The organism is Pseudomonas maioricensis, from assembly GCF_022790535.1.
Lineage (GTDB): Bacteria > Pseudomonadota > Gammaproteobacteria > Pseudomonadales > Pseudomonadaceae > Aquipseudomonas > Aquipseudomonas maioricensis.
Genome location: NZ_LOHG01000008.1, coordinates 111697 through 124115, shown reverse-complemented (window position 1 = coordinate 124115; position 12419 = coordinate 111697). Strand labels below are relative to the sequence as shown.

The following is a 12419-nucleotide window of genomic DNA, read 5'->3' as shown; positions in this document are numbered from 1 at the left end:
CTATGTTCCAGACACAGCACTGTGGCACAGCTAACATTGGATCTGTAGGAGCTGCCGAAGGCTGCGAACGCGGTGTGTCAGGATTAATGTTTCGCAGCCTTCGGCAGCTCCTACAGATGCAATGTTTTCTTCGCGACAGCGCGGTATTAGCAGCGGTTCGAGGTTACCAGTCTAGCCCGCCAATACGGTAGCGGCTCTAGCCGCGTGAATGTCAGCCATGAAGCGCTCCGCAGGGAGCGGATGGCCGAGCAGATAGCCTTGCAGCGAGTCGCAGCCCAGGCGTGTCAGGAAACTTTGTTGACGATCTGTCTCGATCCCTTCGGCGACAATCCGCAGGTTCAGCGCCTGACCGACCGCGACAATCGCTGAAATGATCGCTGCGTCATCGCTGTCATGCTCCAGATCGCGAACGAAGCCGCGATCAATCTTGAGCTCGTTGGCAGGCAGTCGTTTGAGGTACATCAGGCTCGAATAGCCGGTGCCAAAATCATCAATGGACAAATCCACACCCATTTCCGACAACTGCTGCAATACCGCCACACTTGCCTCGGCGTCACTCATGGCCGTGGTCTCAGTGATTTCCAGCGTCAGGCTGTTGGCTGGCAGACCATGGCGCTCAAGCGACCTGGCCACCGTGTCGACCAGACTGGAGTGACAGAATTGCAGCGTCGACAGGTTCACCGCGACACGCCAATGGCCATACCCCATGTCAGCCCAGATACGCATCTGGCGACAGGCTTCGTCCAGGACCCACTCACCGATACTGACAATCAGGCCGGTCTTTTCCGCGAGGCCGATAAACGAGTCAGGCAACAACAGACCTTTCTGCGGATGATTCCAGCGCAACAGCGCTTCCGCCCCCACCGGTTCGCCGCTGACAGCGTCAAACTTGGGTTGATAGAACAGGCAAAAGTGCTTGTACTTGAGGGCAATGCGCAGCTCTTGCAGCAGCTCCAACTGATTGCGCGCATTGGTATTCATGGTGGTATCAAAGAAGCTGTAACCGTTTTTACCGGCAGCCTTCGCGTGGTACATCGCCGCATCGGCATTCATCAGCAACTCCTCCTGGGTCTGCCCGCAGCCCGGGTAAAGCGCTATACCGATGCTGACCGACACTTGCAGCAATTCACCTGCGATATGGAACTGCTGGGCAATAACACTGACCTGGCGGGCAGCGATGCACGCCGTGTCCTGAATGTCATCCACTTCAACCAGCAGCACGAACTCATCGCCACCGATGCGCGCCAGGGTATCGCGACGGTGCAGATTGGCTCGCAAACGCAACCCCACTTCCCGCAGCAGCTGATCACCAACATGATGACCAAAAGCATCGTTGACCGGTTTGAAGCCATCCAGATCCATGAACATGAGCGCAAAACAACCGCCTTTGGCGTCAACGCGCCGCATGGCCTGCTCGATTCGTTCAGCCAGCAACACCCGGTTCGGCAACCCGGTCAATGTGTCGTGCTGGGCCATGTGCATCAGCTCACGGTTGACCTGAATAAGGGATTGGGACAGCTCAGCGGTCCTGGCCTCAAGCCTTGCGTCGAGGACTGATGTCAGCAATGTGAAGGTCAATACCGCCAGAGTGGCGACCAACACCAATGAGAACAGGCCGGTGAAGTGAATACCGTCAGCGAGGGCACCGCAGTAGCTGTCTTCAGAAAAACTCGCCGCCGCCATGCCGGTGTAATGCATGCCGACAATTGCCATGCCCATGACCACCGCTGCTGCGCCACGGGCAACGCGTACATGGGGCGTCTGTTGGCGCAAGCGAAAGGCAATCCACAGTGCAGCGGCCGAAGCGGCAATCGCTATGGCCAGTGAGGCCAGTACTGTCGCGGGGTCATAGGTAATGCCCGGATACATGCGCAACGATGCCATGCCGGTGTAATGCATGGCGCTGATGCCCGCCCCCATGAACAACGCCCCTAGGCCCAGCACTGGCAAAGGCAATTGCGGCTGGCTGACCAGCCACAGGGCAAACCCTGACGACAGAACCGCGATCAGCAGTGAAAGGGATGTAATGGGCAGGTCAAAAGCCAGCTCGATCGGCAGATCGAAAGCCAGCATGCCAATGAAGTGCATGGACCAGATGCCTACGCCCATGGAACAGGCACCACCAGCCATCCACAGAGCAGCAACCCGTCCTTTGGACGACGCAATGCGGCCAGCCAGATCAAGCGCGGTGTAGGAAGCGAGGATGGCGACGAAGATTGAAACCAGAACCAACGACGAGGTGTAACTGCCAATCAGCATGGATGACCGCGACTTGGATAAATGAGCGTATCCATGCCCAGTCAAAAAAGGCGATTCTACCGGGAGTTCAACAGCTTGTGGCGGTCACTCGTCGAAAATATGGCGGATTGCCATCAATTAGAAATTTTTAACGTAACCGATTCTTGTTGGAGCGAGGCTTGCCCGCGAATCAGACGACGAGGTCAGCCAGATAGCCTTCATTATCGTCTTTTCGCGGGCAAGCCTCGCTCCAACAATAAAGTGCGCTCACTTAGACAGGCTTTCAGCAAAGCCTTCTTTAAGCACTTGCGCGGGGTCGATCCTTCAATCCTTACCCGCCTGTATATCCAGGCCACGTTGAGCATCCCAGCCCCCACCCAATGCGGCGATCAGCTGAACGCTGGCAATCAGCCGGCTTTGCAGCAAGGTCAGCACACTACGTTCGTTACTCAGGGCGGTGGCCTGGACGTTGACCACGTCCAGGTAACCGATCAGGCCAGCCTTGTACTGATTACTGGTCAGGCGCAGGGATTCACGGGCGGCATCCAGCGCCTCGGCGCGCACGCTGGCTTCGTCTTCGTAGACTTTGAGCTGCACCAGGTAATTTTCCACTTCCTGAAAACCGCTCAGGACCGTCTGCCGGTACTGCGCCACCGTCTGGTCGTAAACGGCTTCAGTTCGATCTACTTCCGCAGAACGCTGACCTCCGTCGAAAAGCGTCATCGCCAGTTGCGGCCCCACTGACCAGAAACGATTGGGCAGGCTGACCCAGTTGGAGAATGTGCTGCTGCTGTAACCACCGCTCATGCTCAAGGTCAGGTCCGGGTAATACGCCGCTTTGGCGATACCGATATTGGCATTGGCTGCCATCACCGAACGCTCCGCCGCGGCAATATCCGGGCGGCGCTCAAGCAACTGCGACGGTAACTCCAAGGGAATTGCAGGCAGCGCGGGGATCGACGTGCTGGCGGCCAGATTAAAGTCCGCCGGGGCCTGGCCCATGAGCACGGCAATGGCGTTCTCGAATTGCGCACGCTGCCAGACCAGATCGATCAGATCAGCCTGAGTGCTTTTCAGCTGGGTTTGCGCCTGCGCTACGGAGTCACGCCCGGAAATACCCGCGCGGTATTGATTCTGGGTCAGGGTCAACGAACGCTGATACGCCTCGACAGTGGCTTCAAGCAAGCGCTTTTGCTCGTCGATGACACGTAGCTGCAAGTAGTTCTGCACCAACTCCGATTGCAGGCTCAGTTGCATGGCGGCAAGGTCCGCGAGGCTTGCCTGGGCGCTGGCAGTGTCGGCCTCCAGTCCACGGCGCAGCTTGCCCCAGATATCGGCTTCCCAACTGACGCCCAGTTGCGTGTTGTAGGTGTCACGAATGCCGCTGCTTGAACTGCTCAGGCTCGAACTGCTGCTGCCCGTACCCTGGCTTGAACGGGTCTTGCCAGCGGAGAAATCAAGCGTCGGAAAGAAAGCCCCGCGAGAGCTGCGAACCAGCGCCTTGGCCTGGCGATACTGTGCCTCGTACTGGGCCACGGTCTGGTTGGAGCTGTTGAGCTTCTCGACCAGGCCGTTCAGTTGCGTGTCGCCGTAAATTTCCCACCAGGCGCCGCGGGCAATCGCATCGCTGGGCGAAGCCTGGGTCCAGCCCTCTGCCCCCTTGAACTGCGCGGGCGTTGCCATCTGCGGCTTTTTATAATCCGGCCCCACCGCACAGGCACTCAGCAGCGCAACAGATAACGCCAGGCAAAGCGTGCGCCCAGGCCAGTGTTTCAGACGGTTGATCTTCTGTTGTGCGGTCATAGCGGAGTTTCCAAAGCAGCATCGGTACGCACGCCACGCCAGTTGTTGAAGCGGTGGCGCAAACGGTCGAGATAGAGGTAGACCACCGGGGTGGTGTAAAGGGTCAGGACCTGGCTGAAGACCAGCCCGCCTATGATGCACAGACCCAATGGACGACGCATTTCAGCGCCATCAGCCGTGCTCAGCAGCAGCGGCAAGGCGCCGAGAATGGCCGCCATGGTAGTCATCAGGATAGGCCGCAGACGTTGCAGGCACGCGGCGCGAATCGATTCGACCGGGCTCATGCCACTGTCACGTTCCAGCTGCAGCGCCAGGTCGATCATCATGATGGCGTTTTTCTTCACCACCCCGATCAACAGGAACAGCCCCAGTAGCGAAATCAGGCTGAACTGCGAACCCAGCACATAGATGCTCAACAAGGCCCCTACCCCGGCGGAGGGCAGCGTAGACAGGATGGTCAGCGGGTGGATGTAGCTTTCGTACAGGATACCCAGCACCAGATACACCGCCAGCAAAGCACCGAGAATCATCCATGGCTGGCTTTTCTGGGTGGCGGCAAAAGCATCGGCAGTGCCGGCCATCTTGGCGATAACGTCCGAAGGCAAGCCCACTTCTGCCACCGCACGCTCAATGGCCACTGTGGCCTGATCAAGGCTGTAGCCTTCGGCCAGATCGAATGAAATATTTTCCGAAGCGAACTGCCCGTCATGGGAAACCGTGTCATCTGCCAGGCTGCGCTCATACCGGGCAATGCTCGACAAAGGCACTCGATTACCGTCCGCAGTGATCACCTGGACCTGCTCAAGGGTCGCCGGGTCCTGAGCAAACTTCGGATTGACCTCCATCACCACCTTGTACTGGTTGAGGCTGTCATAAATCGTCGAGACCTGACGCTGGCTATAAGCGTTGTTGAGCACCGCTGTGACCATGTCCATGTCGATACCCAGGCGTTTGGCGGCATCTCGGTCGACCTGCAACGTGACTTGCTGCGCGCCGCGCCCTTCGCGCGCATCGATAGCCGTCAGCTCGGGAAGGGATTTGAGCGCCGCCACCACTTTGGGATACCACTCACGCAGCGCATTCAGATCACCGCTTTGCAGGATGTACTGATAGGCCGAAGTCGTCTGCTCGCGCCCGCCACCCAATTGCAGATCCTGGTCAGGCGACAGGAAAACGCGGCCGCCCGGTACCTTCGGCATTTCCTTGCGCAAGCGCTCCACCACCTGCTCGGCAGTGAGCTTGCGCTCCGAGACGGGTTTCAGACGTACCAGCATGAACGCATTGTTGGTGCCGTTGCTGCCACCGATAAAACCCGCCACGGTGTCCACCGCCGGGTCGGCAAGAATAGCGTCGCGAAACTTTTCCATTTTCGGCTGCATGACCGTGAATGACAGCCCGTCATCGCCCCTTACGAAGCCCATCAGTTGCCCGGTGTCCTGGGTGGGCAGGAAGGTCTTGGGCACCACCACGTACAACGCCACGTTAACCACCACCGTCACCAGCAAGCTGAGCAGCGTCAGCCGCCGATGGCGCATCACCCAACCCAGACTGCGGTCGTAACCCGCCACCATGCGATCATTGACCCGGCTGCTCCAGCGCTGCAAAGCATTTTCGCTGCCCGGCACGTGAGGTTTGAGCCAGCGCGCGCAGAGCATCGGGGTCAGCGTCAGCGACACGACGAGCGACACAATGATCGATGCCGAAAGCGTAATGGAGAACTCGCGGAACAGACTTTCCACCAGACCGCCCATGAACAGGATCGAGATGAACACTGCCACCAGCGATACGTTCATGGCCAACAGAGTGAAGCCCACCTCTTTGGCACCCAGATAGGCTGCTTGCAAGGGGGCCAGCCCCTTGTCGATATGCCGGGAAATGTTTTCCAGCACCACGATCGCATCGTCGACTACCAACCCCGTGGCAAGAATCAACGCCATTAACGACAGGTTGTTCAGGGAAAATCCGTACAGGTACATGATCGCGAAGGTGCCGACCAACGAAACGGGGACCGCCAGTGTCGGGATCAGCGATGCGCGGAAGTTGCCGAGGAACAGGTAAACCACCAGGATCACCAGAATGACGGCGATCAACAGCGTCATCTCCGCCTCATGCAACGTGGCCTTGATCACCGGCGAGCGATCCATCGCAACCTTCAACGTGGCACTGGCGGGTAACACGGCCTCCAGAGCAGGCAGTTGGGCCTTGATCTGCGCCACGGTTTCAATAATGTTGGCGCCTGCCTGCCGGTTGATCACCAGCAGCACTGCAGGCTTTTTGTTGAAGAAGCCTGAGTTGTAGCGATTTTCCACGCCGTCGCTGACCTTCGCGACATCCTTGAGGCGTAATGCTGCGCCGTCCTGGTAGCGAATGATCAGCGACTCATAATCCGATGCTTTCTCCAGTTGATCGTTGGCCTGAACCTGCCAGTTGTACTTGGAGTTTTCCACCGCCCCCTTTGGACGACGGACGTTGGCGGCGTTCACCGCTGTGCGCACCTCATCCAGCGATACGCCGTACTGATCCAGCAACTGTGGCTCAAGCTCGATTCGCACCGCAGGCAGCGAACTGCCACCGATCTGTACCTCGCCCACGCCACTGACCTGAGACAGGCTTTGGGAGAGAATCGTCGACGCCATATCGTAGAGTTCGCCCTTCTCCAGCACTTCGGAGGTCAGCGATAAGACCATGATTGGCGCCTGGGACGGGTTGACCTTTTTGTAGGTCGGCATGCTGCGCATCCCGCTGGGCAGCAGATTGCGCGACGCATTGATGGCCGCTTGCACCTCTCGCGCCGCACCGTTGATATCGCGGTCCAGGTCGAACTGCAGAATCACCCGTGTGGAGCCCTGGCTTGATCGACTGCTCATGGTGTTAATGCCGGCGATCGAACCCAGTGAGCGCTCCAGCGGCGTGGCAACACTGGAGGCCATGATTTCCGGGCTGGCCCCCGGCAAACTCGCAGAAACCACGATGACCGGGAAATCCATATTCGGCAGCGGCGCCACCGGCAGCAGCCCAAAGCTGACGCCGCCCAGCAGCATGATCGCCAGACTGAGCAGCATGGTTGCTACCGGTCTGCGGATAAAAGGGCCGGACAGGTTCATGCGTCAGCCTGCTCCAGACGCGCGCTGGAATCCGGCTTGCGGCCCCAGCGGCGACCCATCCGGTCAAAATAGAGATAAATAACGGGCGTCGTGAATAACGTCAGCACCTGACTCAGCATCAGGCCGCCAACCATCACCAGCCCCAATGGCTGGCGCAATTCAGCGCCGGAACCACTTGCCAGCATTAGCGGTATCGCGCCGAACAGCGCCGCCATGGTGGTCATGAGGATCGGCCGAAAACGCAGCAATGCGGCCTCGTAGATCGCTGTTTCGGGATCAACGCCTCGATTACGCTCAGCATCCAAAGCAAAGTCGATCATCATGATGGCGTTCTTCTTGACGATACCGATCAGCAGGATGATGCCGATAATCGCGATCATGCCCAGATCATTGCCACTGATCAGCAAGGCCAGCAAAGCCCCAACCGCAGCTGACGGCAATGTCGAAAGAATAGTGATCGGATGAATGTAACTCTCGTACAGCACACCCAGCACGATGTACATGGTCACGATCGCTGCGAGAATCAGCAGCAAGGTACTGGACAGAGATGCCTGGAAAGCCTGAGCCGCGCCCTGGAATTCAGTTTGCACACCAATTGGCATGCCGATGTCTTTCTCTACCTGTTGAATGACTTCTACAGCTGCGCCCAGAGCGACATCGGACGCCAGATTGAAGGACATCATGACCGCCGGAAACTGCCCCAGGTGCGCAATGGCCAGTTGCGCCTGACGCTGTTCGACATGCGCCAGACTCGACAGTTTGACCTGAGCGCCGTCGGTGGTTTTGACATGAATCTGCTCCAGCGCCTCCGGCCCCAACTCGCTGGCCGTCGCGGCTTGCAGCACCACCCGGTACTGGCTGGCCTGAGTGTAGATCGTGGAAATCTGCCGTTGCCCAAACGCGTCATACAACGCATCAGTGATATTGGCCACGGTGACCCCGAGACGGCTTGCCGCATCCCGGTCAATGTTCAGGTAGACCTGCAGACCTTTGTCCTGCAAGTCACTGGCGACATCGGTCAGTTCGGGACGTTTACTCAACGCATCGACCAAGCGCCCGCTCCACAGACTGAGCAGTTCGGCATCCGGCGACGACATGCTGAATTGATACTGGGTTCGACTGACCCGATCCTCGATGGTCAGGTCTTGCACCGGTTGCAGGAACAGGCGGATACCCGACAACTTGTCCAACTGCGGCTGCAGACGCTGAATAATCTCGGTCGCGGTGACATCGCGCTCGGCATGCGTCTTGAGGTTGATCAACAGACGACCGCTGTTGAGCGTGGCGTTGTCGCCATCGACACCGATATAGGATGAAAGGCTTGCCACGTCGGGGTCTTGCAGAATGATCTTCGCCAAGGACTGCTGGCGCTCGCTCATTGCCGCGAACGACACAGATTGCGGTGCCTCGGAGATACCCTGGATGACGCCGGTGTCCTGCACGGGAAAGAAGCCCTTGGGCACGACCATGTACAGGAAAACGGTCAATGCCAGTGTGCCGATGGCCACCAGCAACGTGAGAGGTTGATGCTTGAGTACCCAACGCAGCTTGTTGCCGTACGCCTCCACCAACCAGTCCAGCCAGGCGCCACTGGCCCGGTAGAAACGGCTTTGTTCTTCTTCCCTCGGCTCGCGCTTCAGCAAACGGGCACACATCATCGGCGTCAGGGTCAGCGACACCACCAGCGATATCAGAATGGCGACCGCCAGCGTAATGGCAAACTCGCGGAACAACCGCCCTACTACGTCCGCCATGAACAGCAGCGGGATCAATACGGCAATCAGGGAGATGGTCAGCGATACCAGCGTGAAACCAATCTGCTTGGCGCCCTTGAGAGCCGCCTGCATAGGCGACTCGCCCTCTTCGATATGTCGGGAAATGTTTTCCAGCATGACGATGGCATCGTCGACCACGAACCCGGTGGCAATTGTCATCGCCATCAAGGTCAGGTTATTGACCGAAAACCCCGCCAGATACATCACACCGAAAGTGCCCACAAGCGACAGCGGCACAGCAATCGACGGAATGATCGTGGCGCTGAAGCGACGTAGAAACAGGAAGGTAACCAGTACGACGAGCACGATGGCAATCAGCAATTCGTGCTGCACGTCTTTGACCGAGGCACGAATCGTCTGGGTGCGGTCTGTCAGGACCACGACATCCAGCCCCGCTGGCAGGTTATCGGTAATGCTCGGGAGCAGCGCCTTGATCCGGTCCACCACCTCAATGACGTTGGCACCCGGCTGACGCTGAATATTGAGCAGCACCGCCTGGTTTTCATTGGCCCACGCCGCCAGACGCTCGTTCTCGGCGCCGTCAACGATTTCTGCCACGTCCTTCAGGCGCAGCGGTGCACCATTGCTGTAGGCCAGAATCAGATTGGCGTATTCCTCAGGCGATTTAAGCTGGTCATTGGCATCGAGCATCGACACGCGGGTCGGGCCATCGAAGTTGCCCTTGGGCTGATTGACGTTGGAAGCACCAATCAACGTGCGCACATCTGACAGGTTCAACCCGTTGGCCGCGAGAGCGTCGGGGTTAACCTTGATCCGTACCGCCTGACGCTGACCACCGGCAATACTGACCATGCCGACCCCGCTAATCTGGGAGATCTTCTGCGCCATGCGCGTGTCGACCAGATCGTTGAGCTTGGGCAACAGCATGGTTTTGGAGGTGATAGCGAGTGTCAGGACCGGGGTATCTGCCGGGTTGACCTTGTTGTAAACCGGCGGCGCGGGCAAATCCGTCGGCAAAAGATTGGTTGCGGCATTGATGGCAGCCTGCACCGATTGCTCTGCCACATCCATGTTCAGGTCCAGGCTGAAGCGCAAGGTGATCACCGACGCGCCACCGGAACTGGTGGACGCCATCTGGCTCAGGCCCGGCATCTGCCCGAACTGGCGTTCAAGTGGCGCGGTTACAGCACTGGTCATCACTTGCGGACTTGCGCCAGGGTACAACGTCATCACCCGGATAGTCGGGTAATCGACTTGCGGCAATGCAGAAACCGGCAACAATTTATAGGCGATCAAACCGGCCAGAACGATGGCAAGCATGCTCAGGGTCGTAGCGACCGGCCGCAGGATGAACAGTCTGGAGATGTTCATGCGCGCGTACTTTCCGCCTTGGCAACAGACGCCGACTCATCACTGCCCTTGCCCGGTTTGCCCTGCAACTGCTGACCTGGCGTAGTCGGCACATCCTTGCTGTCGGTGACCACTTCTACCGCAGCGCCATCGCGTAGACGGTCAGTACCTTCCAGCACCACGCGATCACCGGCTGACAACCCCTCACTGACGACGGTCTGTTGCTCATTGTTGGCACCGGTTTTGAGGGCTCGGATCTTGACCTTGTTGTCACCGTCCATGGCGTAGACGAACGTGCCACTGGTACCAAACTGGATAGCCGCCGTTGGCACCAGTACCGCCTGTTTGAGCGTGTCGGCCAGCAGATGCACATTGACGAACTGGTTGGGGAACAACACCTCGTCCTGATTATCGAAGCGCGCCTTGAACTTCAGCGTCCCGGTGGCGACATCGATCTGGTTATCCAGGCTGGCGAGCACGCCCTTGGCCTGTTGCTTTACGTCGCCACGGTCCCAGGCTTCCACTGGCAGTTTGTCGCCGCTGCGATAACGTGCGATCACTGCCGACAGGTCTTTCTCCGGCAAGGTAAACGCAACGGTAATAGGCTTGGTTTGAGTGATGATCACCAGCGCAGTCGTGTCGTTGGCTGCGACCAGATTGCCGACGTCCAGCTGTTTGAGGCCGATGCGACCGGCAATCGGTGCACGAATACGGGTGAATTCAAGGTTGAGCTTCGCGTCGCCGACCGCCGCCTGATTGGTCTTGATCGTGCCCTGATACTGGTTGACCAGCGATTCGGCGGTGTCCAGGGTCTGTTTTGCAATGCTGTCTTCGGCGTACAGCCCGCGATAACGCTGAACGTCCAGCTGCGCGTTTTTCAACAGTGCCTGATTGGTCGCCAGGGTGCCCTCAGCCTGCTGCAAGGCAATCTGATAACTGCGCGGGTCGATCTCGGCCAGCAAGTCTCCGGCCTTGACCATCTGCCCTTCCTGAAAATTGATTTTGACCAGTTCCCCTGCGACCCGGCTGCGCACGTTGATGGTGTTCATCGCAGTCACCGTACCCAGCGCCTTGTAGTAAATAGGGAAATCACCCAACACCGCAGGCGCGACCCGTACCGGTACAGCAACGGTTGAGCCACCAAATCCTGGTCGGGCAATGCCGCTTTGAGCCGCACCTCCAGCCTTACGGCTTGCGCCCTCTTTGTTCGGCGCAGATGTCGGCCACAACCACCAGCACAGGCCGACGATAATCAACAGGACCAACAGGCTGAGGAGCCAGCGACGGGAACTACGGGGGCCAGACAATTGCATGAATAAATCAACCATTGCGGATGGGGCTTTCAGGAGGGTGAACAATAAGCACAGATGCGTGACAAGCAAAGCGCCTTTACCGGCAATTTACCTAGTCCTTACTTTTGTTAAACAGCTGAAGCGTAAACGAAAACGGCCTGAACATATTCAGGCCGTCCAAGTATTGCGAGGTGTTACTTCAGTACGGCCAACGCAGCATCGTAGTCAGGTTCCTGGCCAATTTCAGGAACCAGTTCGCTGTAAAGCACTTTGTCATTCTCATCCAGTACGACTACGGCACGAGTGGTCAGGCCTACCATCGGCCCATCAGCGATGGCAACGCCGTAGTTTTCTTTGAACTCGCCGCCACGCATGGTGGAGAGGTTTTTCACATTTTCCAGACCTTCAGCGCCACAGAAGCGGGCTTGGGCGAATGGCAGGTCTGCGGAGATGCACAGAACGACTGCGTTATTCAGGTCGTTGGCCTGGGCATTGAACTTACGCACGGAGGTGGCGCACGTAGGCGTATCAACGCTTGGGAAAATGTTCAGTACTTTACGCTTGCCGGAAAAGTCGGCCAGGGTCACGTCAGCAAGATCAGCGCCGACCAGCTTGAAGGCCGGAGCTGCAGCGCCGACCTTTGGCAGTTCGCCATTGATTTGGACAGGGTTGCCTCTACGAGTCACTTGAGCCATGAGCTGAATCCTTTTTCCACGGGTTGATTAGACCCGGAAGTTAACCATGAAAGTGTTGATCGACCTAGAGTGCAGAGTGATGAATTCGACCCGGTTCCACTGATCCACCGCAGCGCCTGTATCGCGGGCAAGCCTCGCTCCCACAAGGGATAGCATTTCAGTACACCGGCGTCGCCCGGTCAATTCGGTCCCCCGTGGGAG

The 12419-nt window shown here is 58.1% G+C and carries 6 protein-coding genes; all 6 read right to left on the bottom strand.

Translation table 11 applies throughout. From position 1 onward, the window contains the following. Positions 1-171 precede the first annotated feature (171 nt). The 6 genes from AUC61_RS14365 to tpx all read right to left on the bottom strand — a co-directional run bounded on the left by AUC61_RS14365 (position 172) and on the right by tpx (position 12218). Entirely contained in the window at positions 172-2259 is a 2088-nt protein-coding gene (locus AUC61_RS14365; RefSeq protein WP_243246921.1) for a putative bifunctional diguanylate cyclase/phosphodiesterase, read from the bottom strand. A 303-nt stretch (positions 2260-2562) separates the two neighbouring features. Then, positions 2563-4041 (bottom strand): efflux transporter outer membrane subunit, encoded by a 1479-nt coding sequence (locus tag AUC61_RS14360; protein WP_243246920.1) that lies wholly within the window; start codon positions 4039-4041, stop codon positions 2563-2565. After that, positions 4038-7145 (bottom strand): multidrug efflux RND transporter permease subunit, encoded by a 3108-nt coding sequence (locus tag AUC61_RS14355; RefSeq protein WP_243246919.1) that lies wholly within the window; start codon positions 7143-7145, stop codon positions 4038-4040. The genes AUC61_RS14360 and AUC61_RS14355 overlap by 4 nt, the downstream gene beginning before the upstream one ends. Further along, the gene (locus AUC61_RS14350) at positions 7142-10252 is read right to left on the bottom strand and encodes an MdtB/MuxB family multidrug efflux RND transporter permease subunit (RefSeq protein ID WP_243246918.1); all 3111 of its coding nucleotides are present in this window, start codon (positions 10250-10252) and stop codon (positions 7142-7144) included. Before AUC61_RS14350 ends, AUC61_RS14355 begins: the two co-directional genes overlap by 4 nt. Next, positions 10249-11559, bottom strand: coding sequence for an MdtA/MuxA family multidrug efflux RND transporter periplasmic adaptor subunit (locus AUC61_RS14345; protein ID WP_243246917.1), 1311 nt, complete (start codon positions 11557-11559; stop codon positions 10249-10251). Before AUC61_RS14345 ends, AUC61_RS14350 begins: the two co-directional genes overlap by 4 nt. Before the next feature lie 158 nt (positions 11560-11717). Then, on the bottom strand, positions 11718-12218 hold the full coding sequence (gene tpx / locus AUC61_RS14340) for a thiol peroxidase (protein ID WP_243246916.1): 501 nt from the start codon (positions 12216-12218) through the stop codon (positions 11718-11720). Between the last annotated feature and the right edge of the window lie 201 nt (positions 12219-12419).